20 protein-coding genes are annotated in these 20,971 nt (G+C 64.5%); all 20 read right to left on the reverse strand.

All coding sequences use genetic code 11. The annotated features are described in order from the left end of the window. Positions 1-93: 93 nt before the first annotated feature. The gene (gene flaF, locus K7R21_RS12745; protein ID WP_224983690.1) at positions 94-483 is read right to left on the reverse strand and encodes a flagellar biosynthesis regulator FlaF; all 390 of its coding nucleotides are present in this window, start codon (positions 481-483) and stop codon (positions 94-96) included. Further along, positions 473-862, reverse strand: a complete 390-nt coding sequence (locus tag K7R21_RS12750; protein ID WP_224983691.1) for a flagellar biosynthesis repressor FlbT — start codon at positions 860-862, stop codon at positions 473-475. Before K7R21_RS12750 ends, flaF begins: the two co-directional genes overlap by 11 nt. Before the next feature lie 5 nt (positions 863-867). Continuing rightward, complete coding sequence (locus tag K7R21_RS12755) at positions 868-1,611, reverse strand: hypothetical protein (RefSeq protein WP_224983692.1); 744 nt, start codon at positions 1,609-1,611, stop codon at positions 868-870. A 59-nt stretch (positions 1,612-1,670) separates the two neighbouring features. After that, on the reverse strand, positions 1,671-2,489 hold the full coding sequence (locus K7R21_RS12760) for a flagellin (RefSeq protein ID WP_224983693.1): 819 nt from the start codon (positions 2,487-2,489) through the stop codon (positions 1,671-1,673). Positions 2,490-2,707: 218 nt separating this feature from the next. Further along, on the reverse strand, positions 2,708-5,680 hold the full coding sequence (locus K7R21_RS12765) for a tetratricopeptide repeat protein (protein ID WP_224983694.1): 2,973 nt from the start codon (positions 5,678-5,680) through the stop codon (positions 2,708-2,710). A gap of 3 nt (positions 5,681-5,683) precedes the next feature. Then, positions 5,684-9,994: a tetratricopeptide repeat protein gene (locus tag K7R21_RS12770; RefSeq protein ID WP_224983695.1), complete on the reverse strand. Its 4,311-nt coding sequence runs from the start codon at positions 9,992-9,994 to the stop codon at positions 5,684-5,686. A gap of 22 nt (positions 9,995-10,016) precedes the next feature. Beyond that, a complete protein-coding gene (locus K7R21_RS12775) occupies positions 10,017-11,069 on the reverse strand; it encodes a glycosyltransferase (RefSeq protein ID WP_224983696.1) in 1,053 nt (350 codons plus the stop codon). Between the two features lie 231 nt (positions 11,070-11,300). Further along, entirely contained in the window at positions 11,301-12,074 is a 774-nt protein-coding gene (locus tag K7R21_RS12780) for an OmpA/MotB family protein (protein ID WP_224983697.1), read from the reverse strand. After that, the gene (locus tag K7R21_RS12785) at positions 12,075-12,839 is read right to left on the reverse strand and encodes a flagellar motor protein (RefSeq protein ID WP_224983698.1); all 765 of its coding nucleotides are present in this window, start codon (positions 12,837-12,839) and stop codon (positions 12,075-12,077) included. Positions 12,840-12,878: 39 nt separating this feature from the next. Further along, the gene (locus tag K7R21_RS12790) at positions 12,879-13,136 is read right to left on the reverse strand and encodes a flagellar FlbD family protein (RefSeq protein ID WP_224983699.1); all 258 of its coding nucleotides are present in this window, start codon (positions 13,134-13,136) and stop codon (positions 12,879-12,881) included. A 160-nt stretch (positions 13,137-13,296) separates the two neighbouring features. Further along, entirely contained in the window at positions 13,297-14,217 is a 921-nt protein-coding gene (gene flgL, locus K7R21_RS12795; protein WP_224983700.1) for a flagellar hook-associated protein FlgL, read from the reverse strand. Positions 14,218-14,228: 11 nt separating this feature from the next. After that, positions 14,229-15,674, reverse strand: coding sequence for a flagellar hook-associated protein FlgK (flgK, locus tag K7R21_RS12800; protein ID WP_224983701.1), 1,446 nt, complete (start codon positions 15,672-15,674; stop codon positions 14,229-14,231). 1 nt (position 15,675) lies between these two features. Then, the gene (locus K7R21_RS12805; RefSeq protein WP_224983702.1) at positions 15,676-16,176 is read right to left on the reverse strand and encodes a flagellar protein FlgN; all 501 of its coding nucleotides are present in this window, start codon (positions 16,174-16,176) and stop codon (positions 15,676-15,678) included. A 10-nt stretch (positions 16,177-16,186) separates the two neighbouring features. Beyond that, entirely contained in the window at positions 16,187-16,489 is a 303-nt protein-coding gene (flgM, locus tag K7R21_RS12810) for a flagellar biosynthesis anti-sigma factor FlgM (RefSeq protein WP_224983703.1), read from the reverse strand. Further along, positions 16,479-16,820 (reverse strand): rod-binding protein, encoded by a 342-nt coding sequence (locus K7R21_RS12815; protein ID WP_224983704.1) that lies wholly within the window; start codon positions 16,818-16,820, stop codon positions 16,479-16,481. Before K7R21_RS12815 ends, flgM begins: the two co-directional genes overlap by 11 nt. An 11-nt stretch (positions 16,821-16,831) precedes the next feature. Continuing rightward, complete coding sequence (locus tag K7R21_RS12820) at positions 16,832-17,926, reverse strand: flagellar basal body P-ring protein FlgI (RefSeq protein ID WP_404813670.1); 1,095 nt, start codon at positions 17,924-17,926, stop codon at positions 16,832-16,834. A 90-nt stretch (positions 17,927-18,016) separates the two neighbouring features. Beyond that, entirely contained in the window at positions 18,017-18,685 is a 669-nt protein-coding gene (locus K7R21_RS12825; RefSeq protein WP_224984899.1) for a flagellar basal body L-ring protein FlgH, read from the reverse strand. Between the two features lie 33 nt (positions 18,686-18,718). Then, positions 18,719-19,438 carry a flagellar basal body P-ring formation chaperone FlgA gene (gene flgA, locus K7R21_RS12830; protein WP_224983705.1) on the reverse strand — a complete coding sequence of 240 codons (720 nt, stop codon included), beginning with the start codon at positions 19,436-19,438 and terminating at the stop codon, positions 18,719-18,721. A gap of 6 nt (positions 19,439-19,444) precedes the next feature. Next, positions 19,445-20,233 (reverse strand): flagellar basal-body rod protein FlgG, encoded by a 789-nt coding sequence (gene flgG / locus K7R21_RS12835; RefSeq protein ID WP_216508624.1) that lies wholly within the window; start codon positions 20,231-20,233, stop codon positions 19,445-19,447. Positions 20,234-20,249: 16 nt separating this feature from the next. Then, entirely contained in the window at positions 20,250-20,966 is a 717-nt protein-coding gene (flgF, locus tag K7R21_RS12840; RefSeq protein WP_224983706.1) for a flagellar basal-body rod protein FlgF, read from the reverse strand. Between the last annotated feature and the right edge of the window lie 5 nt (positions 20,967-20,971).

Below are 20,971 nucleotides of genomic sequence, written 5' to 3' on the forward strand. Positions count from 1 at the left end.
GTGATGGCGGGTAAGCGGTGAGGGCGCCGGGCGAACGTCATCGAGGGGGTCACCGTGCGGCGATCCCCCTCGAAGAGTTGCTGTTGCAATGAACTAACCCGCGGTCTCGGGGTTGGTCCTCAACCCCGCAGCGATATTGAAGTTGATGTCGATGACGATGGAGAGCTTTTCCGCAGTCGGGAAAGCCATCACCTCGAAGAACCTCTTGTCCACGAACAGGCTCAGGTTCAGGAGGTCTTCCCGCAGTTTCCTGGGCATCGGGTGGTTGGGCTCCGTCAATTCGGCCTGAAAGAAGCTCCAGACCTTCTGGTTATACTTTATCGCCTCCAGCATCTTGGCTTCGCGGTCCGGGGCATCCCAGTTTTCCTGGACGGCCTTGAGCATCAGCCCCGCTTTGGTCAGCACGGAGGCTTCGAGTTCGCGTCCCGACATGCTCTCCTTCTGGATACCGACGTACTCCTTGATCGCGTTGTTAGTTTGCATTTTTCAGTAGCTCCTCTTCGTACTCGATGAGATTCTTCGCATTTTTGAGTGCCTGGTAGTAGTTCCCGGTCTCTATCCGTTCGTTCAACTGCTCGATGTAGGTCCTGGTGCTCGGGGCCGCCTTCAGTATCTCGGCCGCCAGCTCCGAGTACGCCTTGACGTAGTTCGGGATGTTGGGCTCGTCGATATACATGAGCTGGAGGGTGAAGTAGATCCTCTTGCAGGGCGTGGTGATGTCCTTTTCGCCCAGGATGTCCTTTTCGCGCAGTATGGGGACCGTGTTCTCGATGAAGAGAACGGTGCCCTTGCCGCCGTTTCTGACCACTGCGCCGCCTACGATTAGCCGCTCGTTGCTCTTCAAAGTGATTTTTAGGGACATGTCGGTTAGCTCAATCCTTTTAGGAATTGAGGGTGCTGTTGCGCCACCCCCTGAGTAACCGATTCTGCAAATTGCTGGCCAATTTCGACACTTTTTTGTGCCGCGCGCGATTCGCTGGCAATGGGGTCAGAAACCAGTGATTCCGAGCCCTTGGGCGCCGAGAAGATGTTGGCGAAACGCCCGTCGGCAACGAAATTCGCGGTAGCCGCGGCAATGTCACCTCGCAGCCCCGTCAGCGACTGCGCCGCCGCGTCAAGTTTGTCCACGTGGTCAGCAATTTGACTGTCGTCCGCATTCATACCGAGCGGCTCGGGAAGCGCCACCTGCTTGCGGGCCTCGACAACGGATGGAGGGGGAGGAAGGGTTAGCTCATCGATCTCCTTGCGAAGCGCGTTGTAGCTCCTGAGGAGTTTGACCCTTTCCTTGTCTTGCGGTGCGAAGGGAGGAAAATTTTTTACTATCGTTTCCAGAGGTTGCTTTAGCTTGTCAATCTTTTGACCCAGTTCCTGGGCCACCTTGTCGGTCTCCCTGATGGCAGCTGCGGTGGTGTTTTGCCGCTCGTTTTGCAAACGGATGTCCGCCAGCTTGCGGTCCCCCTGCCCGGAAAAGAGCACCTGGTCTGCGATTACGGGGTCTTGGGTGTTTTGTTTTTCGGGTTGGGGATTTTGGATAGAGCTGGAGAGGGAGGCGAGTTGGGGCGAGGAAGTGGTGACTGGAACGCTCTCTGGTTGCAGTCGATCTATTAGCATACGCTACCCCCCTTGAAGAGGGATTGCGGAGCGGGTTACCCCGCTCCGCAAAGCTAGGGTTAGAACAGTCTGAGGACTGCCTGAGCTGCCTGAGAAGACATGGAGAGCGAGGTGGTGCCCAAGCTCTGACGGGTCTGCAGCATCAGCATGTTGGCACCTTCCTGGTTCATATCGGCCAGGGTCAGGTTGTCAGCACCGGTTTGCAGGGTGTTGATCATGGAGTCGGTGAAGTTCTGACGGGTCGTGATGATGTTCAGGTTTGCCGCCAGGGTCTGGGTGTTCGACCTGAGAGTCGAGATCGCGGTATCCATCTTCGCCGTGTCGGTGGTGATGTCCGAGTTGGTTGACCAGCTGCTGCTGGCCGGAGAGAGGCTCAGACCGCTTGCGTTCCCCAGGAAGCCAACAACGTTCAGGTTGGAGCTCGCATCTTCGTTGAAGTTGACGGTCAGGGTGTTGGTGGAGCTCAGCAGGTTAAGGCCGCGGTAACCGGAGTCGGAGGAGATGTTGTTGACCTGGCTGCGGATGGTGTCGTACTGGGTTGCCAGTTTCGACCTGGTAGCGGTGTCGCTGGTCGACAGAGCCGACTGGGCGATACCTTTAGCAGCGTTGATCAGACCGGTGATAGCGGTGATACCTGCGTTGGCTGCCGAAACCGTCTGAACCGCCTCGGACATGCCGTCCTTGCGGTCAGCAAGGTCGCTGGCACGCTGGTTTGCGTTCTGGGCTGCGAAGTAGTTGGTCGGGTTGTCCAGAGCGCTGTTGACCTGCTTGCCAGAGGAAAGCCTCTGCTGGGTCCTGTTCAGGAGCTGGCTGGTCTGTTGGAGGTTGAGAAGGTTGGTCCTCATGCCTGCGGTGAGAGAGATGTCGCTAGTTGCCATGGTACTTCTCCTTTTCTGGGTGTTTGCCGGCATTCTTGCCGGGTTGAAAACCGTGTCGATACTGTCTTCTTCAGTGTCGGGCATCCTGCCCTACGGCGAGTAACTGATGAATTTCACCCCCTCATCGCCGGCGCGTCCTGCGCGTTTGTAAAGAATATCGACACGGCGGGCCCAAAACTTTAACGGAAAAGCACCACCTTACGATTATTTTTGTCAAATTATTGGCAGCTCAATCTCTCTTCCAGGGCGGCGCGGATGCGGCGCATCACGCCGGGCCAGGCGCCTGGGCGCTCCTGCCTGAAGATACGCATGGTGGGATACCAGGGGGAATCCTCGCGCTCGGCAAACCAGCGCCAGTCGCAGGAGTAGGGCAACAGAAGCCAGACCGGCATCCCCATGCCGCCGGCCAGGTGCGCGGCCGCGGTGTCCACGGTGATGAGCAGATCGAGCCCGGCCAGGATGGCGGCGCTGTCGCCGAAATCCTGGATCTGCGGCGCGAGGTCGATGGCGGGAAGTACCTCGAGGTCAGGGGCTTCGCCCAGCTGCAGAGAATAAAAGAGCACACCAGGCATATCGGCAAGAGTGCCCAAATGCTTGAAAGGGCAGGCGCGATTCTTGGGCAGCGGCCCGCCGCGCCACACCAGCCCGACCTTGAGCGTAGCCCCCTCCTCGAGCATGAGGCTCCAGAGGGTGGCGCGCCGCTCCTCAGGAAAGAGATAGGGGTGCCAGGGGGGCATGTTGTCCAGGGTGGTGCCGAACAGGTGCGGCAGGGAAATGAGCTGGACCTGGTAGTCGCACGCCGGGAGCTGGTCCGCCGGGCCGCAGACCGTCGCGGCACCGGGAACGCGCGCCAAGAGCGGCTTGAGCGCCGGGATCTGGCAGCGAACTACCACCCTCCCCCCGCGCTGCGCCACTAGCGGAGCATAGCGGATGAACTGCAGCGTGTCGCCCAGCCCCTGCTCGCACTGCAGCAGGATGGTGCGCCCGGAAAGTTCTTCGCCGCGCCACACCGGTACGGCGAGTTCCGGCTCGCACCCCGCCAGGCGCCACTGGTACTCGCGCCACCCCTCTTGAAAATCCCCCACCGACAAAAGGCTCAAGGCGAGGTTCCAGTGCGCCTCAGGGTGATCGGGCGCCAGGCGCAACAGTTCCCGGTAGGTAGCGATGGCCTGTTGCGGCTGCATCAGGTCCTGGTAGGCGGTGCCCAGGTTTATGCGGGCCTCCAGGTAGCCGGGGTCGAGCGCGATGGCGCGCAGGTACAGCTCCACCGCCTGCGCCGGCTGTTCCAGCACCTGCAGACAGGAGCCCAGGTTCGCGTAGGCGGGAAGGTAGCCCGGGTTCAGCTCGACGGCGCGCCGAAAGAGGGGCTCGGCGGCGGCGTGCTCGGCGCGGCCAACCAAAAGCGTCCCGAGGTTGTTGTAGGCGTCGGCGAGGGCCGGCTTCAGCTCCATGGCGCGCCGGTAGCTTGCCTCGGCCGCGACCACGAGCCCCTGGTCCTGCAGCGCGAGCCCGAGGTTGTTGTGGACCTCGGCGCAGTCGGGTAGCCGGGACAAGAGGGCGCGGTAGAGCCTCACCGCCCCGTCGAGATCCCCCTCACCCCTCAGCCGGTTCGCCTCCCGGAACAGGAGGTTCGGGTCCTGGAGCGACGCCTCGGGGAGGGGCGTAATCTGGCGCACCACCGCCTCGATGACCGGCTGCCACTGTCCCGGGGCCGGCTGGCGGTGCAGGGTGACGCTCGGATACCAGGGCGAGTCGGCGCGGCCGTAGAGCCAGCGCCAGTCGCAGGAGAAGGGAAGCAGCAGGTGAACCGGCTTGCCCATGGCGGCGGCGAGGTGGGCCACCGCGGTGTCCACCGAAACCACCAAGTCGAGGTTGTCGATGAGGGCGGCGGTGTGCGTGAAGTCCTTGAGGTCGGCAGTCAGGTCGACGAGGGTGTCGGCACCGGACAGCAGTGCCACGTCCTCGGGGGCCGCGCCCAGTTGCAGGTTGTACAGGGTCACCCCGGGCACGGATGCCAAGGGAGCCAGGGCCTGCGCCGCAAGCGAGCGGTAGCGGTCCCTCTTGTAGCCGACACTGCCGGCCCAGACCACGCCGACCTTGAGTCCCGCCGCCGGCGCCACCTTTTGGCGCCACTCATCGCCCAGTGCGGCGTCCGTCTTGAGCGGCGGCGATTGCGGCGGGATGGAGTCGAGGGTGGTGCCCAGCAGGTGCGGCAGGCTCATGAGATAGGTGTAGCTGTCGAAGGGGGGCGGAGCGTCGCCGGCGGCAAAGAGAGCGATGGCGTCTCCCTGCGCGGCGAAAAGCGGCAAAAGCTCGCGGCGGCACTCGAGCACCACCTTTTCCCCGCGCCACGCCAGCAACTGCGCGTAGCGGTAGAACTGGATGGCGTCGCCGAACCCCTGCTCGGCCCGGACCAGGAGCGTGCGGCCGTTCAAAGGGGATCCGTCCCACATCTGCCGTCCCATGAAGGCGGGATCGAAGCCGCCGGCGGGGGCCTTCAGCCGCCACTGGTACTCGCGCCACCCCTCCCGGTAGTCGCCGAGGGCGAGCAGGGCGAGGGCGAGGTTCCAGTGGGCGTCGACGCTGTTAGGATCGAGCGCCAGGGCCACGCGCAGGGACGCCAGCGCATCGTCGAACTGGTTCAGGGCAAGCAGCGAGCCGCCGAGATTCACCCACCCTTTCAGGTGATCCGGCTGCAGTTCCACCACCTTCCGGTAGCACTGCACCGCCCCCTGCCACTCTCCCTGGGCGCGCAGGGCGTGCCCGAGGTGGTAATAGGCGTTGGCGTAGCCGGGATCAAGCGCGATGGCGTCGCAGAAGCGGGCCACGGCCGCATTCAGTTGCCCCTGCTTCAAGAGCGTGTTGCCTAAGTTGCCCATGGCCTCCGGGTAGTCGGCTTTCAGTTCCAGGGCGGTGCGGTAACACTGCTCCGCCTCGTCGATCCGCCCCAGGTCCTCGAGGATCACGCCCAGGTTGTTGTGTAGCTCGGCCTGCGCCGGGTCGAGGGCTAGGGCCCGGGAGAAGGCATCCAAAGCCTGCTGCTGTCGCCCTAAAATACGCGCCAGGGCGCCCGAAAGGGTGAGCAGGTCCACGTCGTCCGGCGTCTCCCGCAGGAGTTCCCGGCACAACTCGTCCGCCCGCTCGACCCGGTTTTCGGCCAGGGTCCGTTTCAGTTCATCGCGGTTTTGCATCTACTATCGATCTCCTTTGGCACGGACCAGCAGTACCAGCTGCTGTGCCACCCGCTCCACCACCTCGCCCCAATCACCGCGGCGGCGCTGGCGGAACAGCCGGGCGGTCGGGTACCACGGGGAATCCTCCCGCTCCATCAGCCAGCGCCAGTCGCACGCCATGGGCAACAGCACCCAGACCGGCACGCCCAGCCCCCCGGCCAGGTGCGCTACGGCGGTGTCGGCCGAGATGACCAGGTCGAGCTGGCTCAGGATGGCGGCGGTATCGGCGAAGCTCTTGATGCCGGCGCCCAAGTCGGTAAGCTCCATCCCCGGCGGCGGGGTGGCCGCCTGCTCCGCACCGTCCCCTACCTGGAGCGCACAGAAGCGAGCCCCGGTGACCCGCGCCAGCGGCGCAAAGAGCGAGAGGGTGAGCGAGCGTTTCAGGTCGTCCTTGTAGGTCTTCCTGCCGGCCCAGACCAGCCCGACCAGTACCCCCTCAGCCGGCAGCGCGCCCTTCCAACGCTCCACCAAGGCAGGGTCGGCGGCGAGATAGGGCACGGCGGCTGGGATAGAGTCGAGGAGCGTGCCGCACAGGTACGGCAGGCTCATGAGCGACGCGTGGCAGTCAAAGTCGGGGAACGGCTCGCCGCGCACCAGCACCCGCGCGACACCCGGCACCGTGGTGAGCACCGGCGCTATAGGCTTCGCCTGGCACTGCACCAGTACCGTCGCTCCCTGCGCCGCCAAAACCGGCGCGTAGCGCACGAACTGCAAGGTGTCGCCGAAGCCCTGCTCGGCGTGGAGCAGGATGGTCCTTCCCTGCAGGGAAGAGCCGTCCCAAAGCGGCTGCGGCAGGTCCAGGCGCGGGATCGGATCGACCTTCTCAAAGCGCTGTTCGTACCCTCGCCATCCTTCACGGTACTCGCCGAGCTGCAGTTGTACCAAGGCGAGGTTCCAGCGCGCGTCGACGTAGCCGGGGTCGAGGGCAAGGACCTTGCGATAGCACCGGACGGCCTCTTCGACGTCGCCTAGGGCACGGCTCACCGAACCAAGGTTGTTGAGCGCGTGCAGGTAGTCCGGATTCAACGCGAGCGCGGTGCGGTAACACTGCGCCGCCTCCTCCAGGCGCTCCTGCGCCTGTAAGGCAATCCCGAGTGCATTCCAGGAGGGAAGGTAACCGGGGTTGGCGTCGAGGATAGTGCGGAAGGTCTGCTGGGCCAACTCGATATCGCCCATGGCGTGGTGCAGTTCGCCCAGGTTGTGCCTGGCTTCGAGGTAGTCCGGCGCGACGCCCACCGCCTGTTGCAGTGCCTGCAGCGCACCCTCGAAATCGCCCTGCTCCTTGAGGGCCAGCGCCAGGTTGTGCCAGGCCTGCGCCAGTTTCGGCTCGATGGCGAGGGCGCGCCGGTAACTCTCGGCCGCCTCGGCAAGCCGCCCCAACGTGTAGAGGCTGTTGCCCATGTTGTAGTGCGGCGCCACGAAAGCGGGGCAGAGCTCGATGGCTTTTCGGTAGCGCTCGATCGCCTCGCCCTGCCTCCCCGCACCGTCCAAGGTGCATCCCTCGTCGTTGTACTGCTCCGCCTGCCGCATCGGGTCAGCGGCCGGCGCCTGTACCTCCCCACTTCTCTGCGCCAGCATTTCCCCTAGCGCCCGTACCACCCGCTGCAGCACCCCGTCCCAGTCGCCCGGCCTGCTCTGCCGGAACAGGCGCATGGTCGGGTACCAGGGCGAATCCTCCCGGTCGGTCAGCCAGCGCCAGTCGGGCACAAAGGGAACCAGGAGCCAGACCGGCAATCCCAGGGCCCCGCACAGGTGCGCGACCGAGGTATCCACCGAGAGCACCAGGTCGAGTCGGCTGGCAAGCGCCGCGGTGTCGGCATAGTCGCAGATGGCGGGGGCCAGGTCGGTGACCGGCAGGATCGAGCCGAGATCCCCTTGGGCTCCGAGCTGCAGGGAGTAGAAGCTCACCCCGGGCAGCCCGGCGAGTGCCGCCAGCTTGTCCGTGGGGAGGGAGCGGTTAAGGTCGTTGGGGTGGCCCGGACTTCCCTGCCAGGCCAGCCCGACCTTCAACATCCGGTCCTCAGGGAATCTGGCCGCGCATGCCGCTACGCGCGCCGCGTCAGCGTGCAGATAGGGCACGTGGCCCGGGATGCCGACAAGGTCGGTTCCGAAGATCCCCGGCAGGTCCATGAGCGATGCCTGCAGCTCGAACGGCGGCAGGGTCTCGCCACTGGCGTAGACAGCCTCCACGCCGGCCACCGTTGTTACCGGCGGCACCAGGCCCGGCGACTGCACCTCGATCAGCACCCGACCGCCGCGACCGGCGACCAGCGGTGCGTAGCGCACGAACTGGAGCGTGTCTCCTGCCCCCTGTTCGCCATAAAGAAGGATGGTCCTGCCGGAGAGCGGCGCGCCGTCCCAGGCGGGGAAATCCTGCCACCGGCGTTGCGGCGCTTGGCTACTCTTCTGGAAACGCCAGGAAAACTCGCGCCACCCCTCGGGCAGTTGACCGGTCATGAGCAGGAGCACGGCGAGGTTCCAATGGGCGTCGGCGTAGCCTGGAGAAAGCCGCACCGTCTCCCGGAACTCCGCGAGCGACTCGGTGAAGCGCCCCAGGTCTTTTAGGGTGGTGCCCAGGTTGTAGCGCGCCTTGACCAGGGCCGGGTCGAGCTGCAGGGCCTCGCGGTAACTTTGCTGCGCCCCCTCCAGATCACCCAGTACCTGTCTCACGATCCCCAGCGCCTCGTGCAGTTCGGGCACTCCATGCTCCAGGGCGAGGGCATCTTCCAGGCTCGCACGCGCCTCGGCGAAACGCCCCTGCTTTTGCAGGGCCTGCGCCAGGGCGTAGTGCGGCTGCCACAGCCCGGGGAGCAGTTGCGCCACCTTGGTGAAGCGGACCGTGGCCTCGCCCGGCTTGCCGGCGGCAGCCAGGAAGGAGCCCATGAGGTAGTGGCCGCCCCCGTCGAAGGGATGCGTCGCCAGCCGCCGCTCCAGGAAACCCGCCACGGCATCGGTGAGCGCTGTCCGCACCCGCTCGACCACCTCGCCCCACTCCCCCTGGCGCTCTTGCCGGAACAGGCGCATGGTCGGGTACCAGGGCGAATCGTCCCGCCCGCGCAGCCAACGGTAGTCGCCGGCCATGGGGAGCATGAGCCAAACCGGCTTGCCCAGCGCCCCGGCCAGGTGCGCCACCGAAGTGTCGATGGAGATGACTAGGTCCAGCTGCGCGATGAGGGCGGCGGTGTCGCCGAAATCGCGGATGGCCGAGGTGAAGTCGATGAGCCCCGGACATTCTCCCGGGCCGGGCGCCGCCTCGCCCACCTGCAGCGAGTAAAATGAGGCCCCAGGGATGCCGCACAGTGGTGCCAGCGCCGCCAGCGAGCAGGAACGGAAGGGATCAGGGACCGGTTTGCCGGCCCACACCAGGCCGATCCTGAAGCCGGGGTCGGCAGCGAGCTTGGCCTGCCAGAGTCCGAGCCGCTGCGGCGGCGGTGAGAGGTAAGGGACCGCGTTGGGAAGGCTCTCCAAGGTGGTGTTGAAGAGGTGCGGCAGGGACAGCAGGGGGACCTCGACGTCGAAGGGCGGGAGCGGCTCGCCCATGACGCAAACCTCGGCGACGCCGGGCATGCCGCGCAAAACCGGCGCCAGCGCGGCCGACTGACACTCGGCGATGACGATGCCGCCCCGCTCGGCAACCATGGGAAGGTAACGGGCGAACTGGATGGTGTCGCCAAAGCCCTGCTCACCGTGCACCAGGATGCGCCGGCCGTTAAGGGGCGCACCGTTCCAGGCGGGTGCGGGGAAGCTGCGCCTGGGGGAGGTAAAGTCATCCCTTTTCCAGCGCCACTGGTACTCGGCCCACCCCTCGCGGAACTCGCTCGCCAACAACAGGGCGAGGGCAAGGTTCCAGTGCGCGTCGGCGCAGTCTGGCCGGCGCCGCACCAGGTCCCGGAACACGGCGATGGCGCCATCGACGTCACCGGCACGCTGCAGTGCGCCGCCGAGGGCAATGGCCGGTTCCGGCGCGTCGGGTGCCTGGGCCAGTGCCAAGCGAAACTGCTCCGCCGCCTCGGCGAAGCGCCCCAGTTTGAAGAGCGAGGAGCCCGTGTTGTTCAGGGCCAATGGATCACCTTCGCGCAGGGCGAGCGCAGCGCGGTACTCCGCCAGCGCCTCCTCGTGGCGGCCGGTGTCATCCAGAAGCGCGCCCAGATTGATGTGTACGTCCGGCAGGAGCGGACCACCAGCCGCGACCAGGCTACGGTAGATCGGCTCCGCCTCGGCCAGCCGGCCGGCGCGCTGCAGCTCAAGGGCATGGGAGAATTGCCGTGCCATGTCGTCCTCTTGGGTCATCGGGCTAGGCATTCCGCATCCGCGCCAGCTCCGCCTGGTTGGCGAGCTTGGTGGCCAGGTAGTGGAATTGGCGGGCTGCACCACTCCAGCTGAGATTCTTCATCTCCTCCGCGGCCAGCGCCCCCTTGCGCGCGAGTTCGTGGCGGTTCCGGTAGACGTGTTCCAGCATCTCGATGATCTCTTCGAGGAGCGGTTCCTCCCAGACCCCGGTCTGGACGCCGCCGCTATTAACCACCATGGGGCGGTAACGGGTGAGCGGGTAGGCGATGGCAGGATTGATCACGTCGGCGTGGCCGCTGGTGTCGGAGGCGATAACGGACCTGCTGCAGGCCATGTACTCACACATCACCATGTTGTTTCCACCTTCGCAGCGGTTGGGGAAAAGGCCGACATGGGTACCGGCGAAGACGTCTCTGATGGCGTTGTTGTGCACCAGTGGATGCACCACGGTGCGCGCCGGGTCGAGTCCGTTCTCCAGGGCGCAGCGGCCGGGCACACTGAGGAAGTCGACCTCGTCGTGGCGGTAGGTGATGAAGGGGGAGCTTTCCATGGTGAGGAGCGAAAAGGGCCACTGGTTCACCCAGCTGCAGGAGAGGTAGACGTCGTCGTGGCGCTGCATCAGCACCTTCATGGCGGCGATGACCAGGTCCTGCCCCTTGCGCAGTTCGAACTTGCCGCCCGAGAAGACCACGAAGCGGTCGTCCGGGGGGAGCGGCAGCGGATAGAAGCGTTCCGGGTCGACCCCCTGCAGGATGGTGCAGCAGTTTTTCACCCCGCCGATGCGCAGCAGGTACTCGCACCACTTGGAGCCAGCCACGATGAAGTCCCACCTGCGCGCGGCTTCGCGGGTGAAGTTGAGGATCTCGATGCTGTTTTCGAAGAAGCAGTAGCCGATGTTGATGGCGTCCCAGGCCTCGGGGTTCAGCGGCGCAAGGTTCTGCGACATGCAGTGCAGGGTCACCCCCGGCACCGGGGGGAGTTGGGCGATCTCGCGCTCGAGGTAGGTCCCGGCGATGCCCCAGCCGTGCATGGAACCGCTGGGCATGGATACTTTCATGAATGAAAACCTCTCTGTGGTGATGGGTCGACCACTACACGCGAGCAACTACCGTACCAGTGCGAAAAGGCGGGGGATAAGAGTTTGAAAAAGCGGTGATTTACGGCGGCGGGGCGACAGGCGGTCATTTCTTTGACAGCCAAAGTCGGACCAGTCGGACCAGTCGGACCAGTCGGACCAGTCGGACCAGTCGGACCAGTCGGACCAGTCGGCACTGGCCGACATAGGCGGCTACGGTTCGTTGCGCTCGCTTTGTTCGGAGAGGAGGACGATGTCGACGCGGCGGTTCTTGGCGCGCCCTTCTTCGTCGCTGTTGTCGGCTACCGGGCGGTACTCGCCGTAACCGGCGGCAGAAATCCGGGCGGGGTCGAAATCTTCCTGCTTGGTGAGGTATTGCAGCACGTGGGTAGCGCGCGCGGTGGAAAGCTCCCAGTTGGACGGGAAAGCGGCGGTGCTGATGGGGTTGTTGTCGGTGTGCCCCTCGACCCGCACCGCGTTGGAATAGGTGGCCAGGGAGGCCACCACGTCTTTCAAGAGGTTCAGGGAACTCTGCTTTAGCGTGGCGCTGCCACTGTCGAAGAACCCGGCTTCCTTGAGGCTCACCACCAGGCCGCGCTGGGTCACCGACACGGAGACCTTGTTTTGCGCCCCCGCCTTCATCAGGTACGCCTCGATGGAAGCCTTGGTGGCGCGGAAGTCCTGTTCGCTGCCGCGGGTCCTGGTGCTGCTCATCCGTTTGGGGGCCTGGGTGATCTTGTGGATGGAAGGGATGACACTCATGGAACCGGCGTCAATGACGGTCGGCTTCTGGCCGGCGGAGGTGGTGCTGTAGCCAAAGGACTCGCGCATGGAGGCGAGCACCTCCTCGGCCTTCTTCTTGTCGGTCTGGCTCATGGCGTAGAGTGTCACGAACACGGCGAACAACAGCGTGATGAAGTCGGCGTAGGAGACCAGCCAGCGCTCGTGGTTGGGTTCTTTTTCGTGCTGGGCCTTTTTCTTAGCCATTTACTTTCCCTTCTTCTCTCCACCGTCATGCAGGTAGGCCCTGAGCTTCTGCTCGATGAAGTGGGGGTTCTCGCCGTTTTGAATGGCGATCAGACCCTCGATGACCATCTCCTTCTGCAACAGCTCCTCTTTGAGACGGATCTTCAGCTTGGTGCCGAACGGGATGCAGAAGATGTTGGCGGTCATCAGGCCGTAGATGGTGGCGACGAAGGCGACGGCGATGCCGCCCCCGAGCTTGGAGGGGTCGGAAAGGTTGCTCATGACGTGGATCAGGCCGAGCACGGCGCCGATAATACCGATGGTGGGGGCGAAACCGCCGGCCGCCTCGAAAACCTCGGCGCTGTGCTTGCCGTGCGACTCGACCGAGCCCAGCTCGATCTCCATGGTCTCCCTGAGCTTCTGCGGGTCGATACCGTCGACCACCAGGGAGATCCCCTTCTTGGTGAAGGAATCCTTGACCGTCTGCGCTTCCTGCTCCAGCGAGATCAGGCCGTTTCTACGGGCCTTGGCCGCGTAGTTGATGATGTTCTTGATCACCGCCTCGGGGTCCTCCTTGGGCGGCATGAAGACCTTCTTCAGGTCCTTGACTGCGGCCATCAGGACCGGCAGCGGGAAGCTGACGATGGTCGCTGCCGCGGTGCCGCCGAGGACGATCATGGCTGCCGTCGGCTGTATCAGCGCCGACATGTGCAGACCTTCCAGGGCAGCACCGCCGAAAACGGCGAAAAGCCCCAGGGTTATTCCGATTATGGTCGATAAATCCATATATTTTCCTGGATCGTGAAAACGCTCGCCTGCGAACGGTTAGATCCTGCAGTTGGGGTGGTAGCTTTCCGCATCCCTTTTGCGCAGGTAGCGCCGGGCCACGCTCGACGAGGCGTGCCGGAACAGGTGCGCCTTGAAGTTGACGATCCGGCTGATAACCACCCGCGCCGGCTCCAGCACCAGGTACCGGTTGCCGTTGGAAAGGGTGATGTGCGTGTCCGGGGTCTCCGTGATGATCTCTATCAGGTCCGGGTTCAGGTACATCTCGGTACCGTCTCGTGTTGTCACCTTGACCATGTCTTCCCCCTGCGGAATTCGGCAGCTAATTTTGTTTTTCGGATGCAGCACCGAAAGCTTTAGCGCTATCACCACCCTTCGTCAAAAAAGAAACTGAAAAGGCCGTGCGAGCCTGGCCAGCTCACACGGCCCTTGGTGGCACGGGGGGTACCCTGCAACGCTACTTCATGTAGTCCAAAAGCGAGAGCTGGCTCAGCTTCGAGGTGGCCGACAGGGCCGCGTTGAAGGCAGTGGTCTGCTGGGAGAGCATCACACCGGCCTTGGCGTAGTCGACGTTCTGGATGTCGCCGAAGACCGTCTTCAAGGTGTTCTGGTTGTTGGTGATCATGCTCTTCATGTTGTCCAGGCGCACCAACCGGCCCGCGACGTCGCTCTGGGCGACGGTGATCTGGTCCGCGCCTGCCTTCACGTTTTTGACCCCGTCCAGGATACCGGCCATGTCCTTGTTGCTGATGGCGGTGATCAGGGCGTCGATGGATCCGAGAATGTTGACCGGCCCCTGCCCCGCGGTGGCACCGCTCCCCACCGTCGCCGGCGGTTTGCCGCCGTTCAGGAGATCGGCGCCCGATACCGTGGTGCCCACGGTGCTGTTAGGGGCGATCTCGACTTGCGGGATATCGGTGGTGCCACTGAAGGCGCCGGTGGAGCTGAAGGGCTGGCTGGTGGAGAAGCCGCCGAAGACGTACTGGTCGCCCAGACGGGTGTTGCCCATGTCGACCAGCTGGCTCTTCAACTGGGTCAGGTTGGTCACCGCGCTGGCAGTGCCGGCAGCGTCGAGAGTACCGGCCACCATATCGCCGGCGATCTTCTTCACCTGCTGCATCAGGTCGGCCATGCTGGTGAGCGACGTGTTGGTCACGTTCAAGAGCGTCTCCGCCTTGGTGATGTTGGAGCTGTACTGGTCCCCCGAGGCGATCTGCTCCTGCAGGTCGAGAAGCTGCCTGGTGGAAAGGGGATCGTCGCTGGGGCGGTTGATGTTGTAGCCCGAGGCGATCTGTTCCTGGAGTTGGTCGATCGCGGTGCGCCCCTGCTGCAGGTTGTAGATGGCGTTGTCGGCGCTCATGCCGGGGGTAATTCTCATGATGACGTCTCCTATCGGACCATGTTCAGGATGGTGTCCAGCATATCGCTCCCCGCGTTGACCACCTTGGCGGAGCCCTGGAAGGCGCGCTGGTACTTGGTCAGGTTGAGCAGTTCCTCGTCGAGGGAGACCTCGGAGTTGGAGGACCTGAGCGCGTTCAGCTGCTTCACAAACGCCGCGTTCTGGGAAGTGACGTTCTGGGTCCCCTCGGTGTCAACGCCGACCTGGGAGACCAGGGAGTTGTAGAAGTTGCCCAGGGTGGCGCTCCCGGTGCTGAAGGCAAAGCTGGTGCTGCCGAGGTTAGCGAGCTTGACCGCGTTGACGTTGTTGCCGCTGCTGGTCGGTATCGGGTCGCTTGCGGTGGGGAGCCCTGCCGCGATCTTCACTGCCGAGATCCCGGAGTCGAGCGCGATGTTCCCCGCGGTGACGCCGGCCGGGTCGAAGAAGTTGTTGCCGGTGGTGCCGTCGAGGGCGTACCCCGCCTTGTGCACCGTGTTAACCTGGGTGACGATCTGGTTGGCCATCTCGTCCAGCAGCGAGCGGTACTTGGGCACGATGCTGTCACGCACCTCCATGGTGCCGCCCAGCTTGCCCCCGATGGTGGCGCCGTCGCCGACGGTGCCAACCAGGGTATCGGTGCCGGGGGCGTTGGCCGGGGGCGGGTTGCCCAGCCCCGAGAGCATGATGTCGTTGGTGGCCGGCGTACCGGTCGCGTTGGTGTAGAGCGTCGCGTACCTGGTGCTGGAGACCAGCTGTCCCCCGCCGGGCAGGGTGACCGAGGCGGTGTTGTCGCTGGCGATGGTGTAGCTGATGCCGGTCTGCTCCGAGAGCTTCCTGAGCAGGAGGTCGCGCTGGTCCAAAAGCTCGTTGGGGCTCCCCCCTACCGCGCTGGTGGCCATGATCTGCTGGTTCACCAGGGCCAGGTTCCTCGCGTTGTCGGTCACCTCGGCGGTGATGCCGACCAGGTTGCTGTCCGCGGTCGAGGCGACCGAGGTAAGCGTGGAGTCGGCCTGGTGGAAGCTGTCCACCGTGATCTGGGCCCGGGTCAGCACGGCCTGCCGCTCAGCGGCGCCGGAAGGATTCACGGAGAGGTCCTGGAAGGCGCCGAACAGGTTGGCTACCGCGGTCCCCAGTCCGTCCGAGGTGAGCGAGTTGAAGGTGGGCTCGATCTGCTCCAGCGCCGACTGCTGCGCCAGCCCCTCCTGGTAGGTGCTGTTCGCGTTCACCAGTTGCAGCTGCAGCATGTTGTCGTAGCTGCGCTGCACCGCCGCGATCTGCACGCCGGTCCCTAGGGCGAAACCGTTGGCGGTGCCCACCGGCTTGTTCTCCATGATCACCCGCTGGCGGGAATACCCCTCGGTATTGACGTTGGAGATGTTCTCGCCGGTGACCTCGATGGCCAGTCGCTGCGCGGTGATGCCAGAGGAGGCTATGTCGAAGAGGGTGTTGATGCCCATGCTAGATCTCCTTGCTGACGAAGCCGCTGCTGCCACGCCCGGCGTTGACGAACGCTCCCGCGCCGCCGTAAGTTTGCCCGGGGTTGAAAAGACGGTTGAAGAAGTTCACCGAGCGTCCTACCACGTTGAGGGAGTCCTCGATCAGCCTCCGGTGCAACGCGAGCGCCCCCTGCAGTGCCCGGGCGTTGCCGGTCACCGACTGCTGTGCCTCCTTAAGCGCCTGCTTTTCCGGCGCCCCGAGCCGCTCGATGATGGGCGACAGCGTGCTGTTGCCCGGCATCCCCAGGTCGGTGCCGATGGCGGCGATCATCTCCTGGCACTGCCCGGAGAGCCGCGCCAGGCGTTCCATCCCCGCCGTGATCTCCTGCTGGTTTTCCTCCAGCCGGGCCAGGTCGAGGGAGGTCATGCATTCCTGCTCTTCCTGCAAAAGCGCCTGCATCTGGTCCAGGAGCACCCCCTTCTCACACAGGGCCGCTATCAGTTCGACGACGTTACGATCCATCTATTCCCCCTTAACGCGACTTGTACGCGTCCATCATCTTTTGCGCCAGGGCCGAGGCTTCGACACGGTAAGAGCCGTTTTGCAGGTTCTGCTTGGCCAGCGCCACCCGGTCCATCCTCACGTCGGGCATCGCCGCCACCTCGGCTTTGAGCTTCTGCAGCTCCCTCGCCTGGGACGAGATCTCGACCCGGTCGAAGGGGATGACCCGTCCGGCGGGACGGATCCCCTGCACTGCCTGTGTCTGCTGCGTCTCGTTCCGGACCTGCTGCGATCGGTTCAGATCGACTACGTACGCTGAACCTTCAATCCGCATTCTGCACCCCCTTAGCCGGAGCCGGCGTGCCGTAGGCCCGCGAGAGCTCCCTCTCTATGGTCTGTGCCAGTCCTATGCCGCCTCCCTGCACCGCGGCGTTGGCGTACTCCTGGTCCAGCAGGGATCGGAAGGTCTCTTCACCTTTTCCCCCTCCGGTCAGGGTGTCCTTGCCCACGGTGTCCCGCATCGACTTGAGCATCATGGAGACGAACATCGCCTCGAAGTCGCGGGCCACCTTCTTGATCTGCTCCGGGTTTTGCTCCCGGGCACTCTTTTGCGCCCGCAGGTCGGTGACCGGCAGCGCGTTGTCCGGAATCGGCTTTACATCCATGACCGTTCTCCCTACATCACGCTCAGCTCGGCGTTGAGCGCGCCGGCGGCCTTGATGGCCTGCATGATGCCGAGGAGGTCCCTGGGGGTAACCCCGAGGGTGTTCAGCCCCCGCACCACCTCGCCCAGGTTGGCCCCCTCACGTATCAGCGAGAGGTTTACCTTCTCTTCGGCGATCTTCAGGTCGGTCCTGGGTACCACGGTGGTGGTGCCGGTCTTGGCAAACGGCGCCGGCTGGGAGACCTTCGGGGTCTCCTTGACCACCACGGTCAGGTTGCCGTGGGACACGGCCACCGTCGAGATGCGCACGTTCTCGCCCATGACGATAGTGCCGGTGCGCTCGTTCATGACCACCTTGGCCATCACGTCCGGGTTCACTTCGAGCCGCTCCAGATCAGCCACGAACTCCACCACCCGGTTCTGGTACTCGCCGGGGATGGCGACCTGCACGCTGCCAGGATCGGTGAGCGACGCCGAGCCCTGGAAGCGGCCGTTGATGGCGGCGGCGACCCGGGCGGCGGTGGTGAAGTCAGACTGGTGCAGGTTCAGCTTCAGTACCGGGCGGTTGGCCAGCACGTTGGGAAGCTCGCGCTCCACCAGCGCCCCCTCGGGGACGGTGCCGGCGGTAGGATGGTTCTTTACCGCGGTGGTGGCCTGCCCGCCGTAGGAGAAGGAGTTGGTCAGCACCGGCCCCTGGGCCACGGCGTAGACCTGGCCGTCGGCGCCCTTCAAGGGAGCCATCATCAGGGTGCCGCCGGCGAGGCTCTTGGCGTCGCCCATGGACGAGACCAGCACGTCGAGTTTGTTACCCTGCTTGGCGAAGGGGGGAAGCTGGGCGGTCACCATGACCGCGGCCACGTTCTTCACCGTGATGTCGGCGCGGTTCACGGTAAGCCCCAACCGCTCCAGGGCGCCCACCAGGGACTGCACCGGGAACTTGGTCTGATCCGAGTCGCCGCTGCCGTTCAGGCCGACCACGAGGCCGTAGCCGATGAGCTGGTTGTCGCGCACGCCGTCGAAGGCGGCAATGTCCTTGATACGCGCCGCCTGGGCGAACTGGGGCAGTATCAGGATCACGAGGAGCGCGAGGCAGCTTTTTAAAATCACGTTAACTTTCAAGCTCTTTCACCTAACCCTTTTCGGCCGTCGTGTCGGAATCTTGACACAAAACCGTCAATTCCCGAACACGCCGCCCGCTTAGAACGGCCAGACCTTGTCCAGCACGTTCATCAGCCACCCCGGTTTCTGGCGGTCCGAGATGATCCCCTTGCCGGAGTAGGAGATCCTGGCGTCGGCGATGAGCGCCGAGTTGACGGTGTTGTCGGTGCTGACGTCACGCCCGCGCACCGTACCGGTCAGCACGATGATCTGGTCCTCGTTGTTCACCCTGACGTTGCGCCTCCCCTCGATGAGCATGTTGCCGTTGGGGATGACGTCCACTACCTTGGCCGAAATGGTCGCCTGCAGGGTCTCCTGGCGCGAGGTGGAGCCGGCGCCGTCGAACTTGGAGCCGTAGCTCGCGCTCAGCAGGCTTGCGAGGTCGGCCCAGGACTTGATCGGCGTCTTCTCCAGGCCGAGCAGGTTGGGGATCCCGGCGCTGATCGAGGAGTCGCGCGAGGTGCCGGTGGCGGCTTTCTTGCTGGCGCTGGCGTTCTCGGAGATCACCACCGTGATGATGTCGCCGCGCCTTCTTGCCTTCATATCCTCGGCCAGCGCGGTTGAGTTGGCCTGCCAGAGCGAGCCGTTGCTGTAGTTCACCTGCGGCGCCGGGATCTGCTCGTCAAAGGTCGGGGTCACCACCTCGGCGCTTTGGTGCGCGCAGGCCGAAAGCCATAACAGCGGCAGGCCAAGGGCCGCCGCCTTCACTATGGTCAAGCTGTTGCTGTTCTTGCGGTCCATCTAGAAATCCACCTTTACCGTGGTCGCGTCGACCACCCGCGCCGCGATCTCCTTCTGCGAGGAGAGGTTCTGCACCGTGATCAGGTCGCCCGAGGCGCCGGCCCCCTTGGCCCGACCGGTCGCGGTGATGCGCACCACGTCGTTCTCGGCCACGATGGTCACCACCTGCCCGCTCTTGACGATGGGCACCTTCTCCAGGTTGTCCTTTCTGACCGGGGAGTTGGCGCGCAGGGTACTCTTGACCCTCAGCCCAACCGCCTCGTTGATGTTGTTGAAATAACGTCCCTGCACCTGGGCCAGGTCACGCTTGACGATGGCGAGGTCGGAGGCGGCAAGCACCTCGCCACGCTCCAGGGGACGTGCGGCCACGACCATCTCGGCCAGCGCCTCGACCTCGACCAGTACGGTCTGGTTCTTCTTGACCTGGTCGTCGACCCGCACCATGAGGGCCACCGAGGCCGGTCCGTACCCTTCCCAGCGCTCCGGGGCCACCACGTCGAAAGTGACCTTGCCGGCGGGGAGCTTCAGGTCCCCCTGGTAGTTGATCTTCTTGACGGTGATGTCGGCGTTCAAGGGAGCCGCCTTCTGCACCAGGTAATCCTTGATGGCCGCCTTGACCGTCGCCTCGCTCACCACGTTGACCGCGGCCGGGCCCGCCACCTGGGCGAAGCCGGAGAGCGGCAGGGCGAGGAGCGCGAGAGCAAGTAACAATGCGCGCATCAGGAGTTACCTCTTCAGTGCAGCGGCCTGCTGCAGCATGTCGTCGGAGGCCTGGATCGCCTTGGAGTTGATCTCGTAGGCGCGCTGGGAGACGATCATGCTCACCATCTCCTCCATGACGCTCACGTTGCTCTGCTCGATGTACCCCTGCTCCAGGGTCCCGAGGCCGTTCTGCCCGGCGGTGCCGGTCGTGGCGTTGCCCGAGGAGTCGGTGGGGAGGAAGAGGTTCTTGCCGATGGCGTTCAGGCCGGCCGGGTTGGTGAAGGAGGCGAGCTGGATGGTCCCCACCGTGGTCGCCGCGGTCTGTCCCGCCTGCTGCACCGAGACGGTGCCGTCGGACCCGATGTTGATGCTGGTGGCGTTACTGGGAATCACGATTTCCGGCAGGATGGGCTGGCCGTCCGAGGTGACCACCCTCCCCTGGCCGTCCTTTTTGAGCGAGCCGGCGCGAGTGTAGGCGGTGGTGCCGTCGGACTGCTGCACCTGGAGGAAGCCGTCCCCCTCGATGGCCATATCGAGTTCGTTGCCGGTGTGCACCATGGTCCCGGTGGTGAAGATCTTGCTCACCGCGCCGGGGCGCACGCCGAGACCGACCTGGATGCCGGTCGGGATGGTGGTGGTGTTGGTGGCCGGGGCGCCGGTGGTCTTCTCGGTCTGGTACATGAGGTCCTGGAAGTCGGCGCGGCTTTTCTTGAAGCCGGTGGTGCTGGAGTTGGCCAGGTTGTTGGCTACCACGTCTATGTTGAGCTGCTGAGCCTGCATCCCTGATGCGGCCGTCCAAAGTGCTCTGATCATGTTGTTTCTCCTGTTTTTATACTTTGCCGAGGTCGTTGGCTGCGCGGGAGGTGAGGTCGTCGTAGGTCTTGACGGCCTTGGCGCAGATCTCGAAGTAGCGGCTCGCCTCGATCAGGCGCGACATCTCCACCACCGCCTTGACGTTGGAGGTCTCCAGGTATCCCTGCTTGATGCCGGCCGTGGACGCGGTGGTCGGGGCATTGGGATCGGCCGGCTGGAACAGCCCGTTGCCCAGCTTGTTGAGGGCGTAGGGCTTGGCGAAGTCCGCCGTGCTGATGGTCCCTACGGCGTTGCCGTTCACGCTCACCTGCCCGTTGGCGCCGATCTCGACCTTACCGTTGGCGGGGACCGTGATGGAGCCACCGCTTCCCTGCACCTCGTAACCGTCGGCGGTAACCAGCCTGCCGTTCCCGCCCAGGTGGAAGCTCCCTTGGCGGGTGTAGGCCGTTCCCTGCGGGGTGTTCACCACGAAGAAGCCGTCACCTTCCAGGGCCACGTCGAGGCTGTTGTCGGTGCGCTGCAGTGCTCCCGCCGAGAAGTCGGTCGAGTAGCGGTCGTTGCTGAACACCGGCCCCTGTGTCGAATTTTTGACATTGGCCAGCACACTCTCGAACTGGATCTGGTCCGCCTTGAAGCCGGTGGTGCTGGCGTTGGCCAGGTTGTTGGAGATCACGTCCAGCCTGCGCTGCGCCGAAAGGTTGCCGGTCAAAGCCGCGTACATCCCTGCGTTCATGCTCT

This window comes from Geomonas agri, assembly GCF_020179605.1.
GTDB lineage: Bacteria > Desulfobacterota > Desulfuromonadia > Geobacterales > Geobacteraceae > Geomonas > Geomonas agri.

Bases quoted from the DNA above. Each gene is read 5' to 3' on its own strand.
- flgL (WP_224983700.1), bottom strand. From the start codon at position 14,217: ATGAGAATTACCCCCGGCATGAGCGCCGACAACGCCATCTACAACCTG.
- K7R21_RS12775 (WP_224983696.1), bottom strand. From the start codon at position 11,069: ATGAAAGTATCCATGCCCAGCGGTTCCATGCACGGCTGGGGCATCGCC.
- K7R21_RS12765 (WP_224983694.1), bottom strand. From the start codon at position 5,680: ATGCAAAACCGCGATGAACTGAAACGGACCCTGGCCGAAAACCGGGTC.
- flgK (WP_224983701.1), bottom strand. From the start codon at position 15,674: ATGGGCATCAACACCCTCTTCGACATAGCCTCCTCTGGCATCACCGCG.
- flgG (WP_216508624.1), bottom strand. From the start codon at position 20,233: ATGATCAGAGCACTTTGGACGGCCGCATCAGGGATGCAGGCTCAGCAG.
- flgF (WP_224983706.1), bottom strand. From the start codon at position 20,966: ATGAACGCAGGGATGTACGCGGCTTTGACCGGCAACCTTTCGGCGCAG.
- K7R21_RS12755 (WP_224983692.1), bottom strand. From the start codon at position 1,611: ATGCTAATAGATCGACTGCAACCAGAGAGCGTTCCAGTCACCACTTCC.
- K7R21_RS12790 (WP_224983699.1), bottom strand. From the start codon at position 13,136: ATGGTCAAGGTGACAACACGAGACGGTACCGAGATGTACCTGAACCCG.
- K7R21_RS12815 (WP_224983704.1), bottom strand. From the start codon at position 16,820: ATGGATGTAAAGCCGATTCCGGACAACGCGCTGCCGGTCACCGACCTG.
- K7R21_RS12805 (WP_224983702.1), bottom strand. From the start codon at position 16,176: ATGGATCGTAACGTCGTCGAACTGATAGCGGCCCTGTGTGAGAAGGGG.
- K7R21_RS12760 (WP_224983693.1), bottom strand. From the start codon at position 2,489: ATGGCAACTAGCGACATCTCTCTCACCGCAGGCATGAGGACCAACCTT.
- flaF (WP_224983690.1), bottom strand. From the start codon at position 483: ATGCAAACTAACAACGCGATCAAGGAGTACGTCGGTATCCAGAAGGAG.
- flgA (WP_224983705.1), bottom strand. From the start codon at position 19,438: ATGCGCGCATTGTTACTTGCTCTCGCGCTCCTCGCCCTGCCGCTCTCC.
- K7R21_RS12770 (WP_224983695.1), bottom strand. From the start codon at position 9,994: ATGGCACGGCAATTCTCCCATGCCCTTGAGCTGCAGCGCGCCGGCCGG.
- K7R21_RS12785 (WP_224983698.1), bottom strand. From the start codon at position 12,839: ATGGATTTATCGACCATAATCGGAATAACCCTGGGGCTTTTCGCCGTT.
- K7R21_RS12750 (WP_224983691.1), bottom strand. From the start codon at position 862: ATGTCCCTAAAAATCACTTTGAAGAGCAACGAGCGGCTAATCGTAGGC.
- K7R21_RS12780 (WP_224983697.1), bottom strand. From the start codon at position 12,074: ATGGCTAAGAAAAAGGCCCAGCACGAAAAAGAACCCAACCACGAGCGC.
- flgM (WP_224983703.1), bottom strand. From the start codon at position 16,489: ATGCGGATTGAAGGTTCAGCGTACGTAGTCGATCTGAACCGATCGCAG.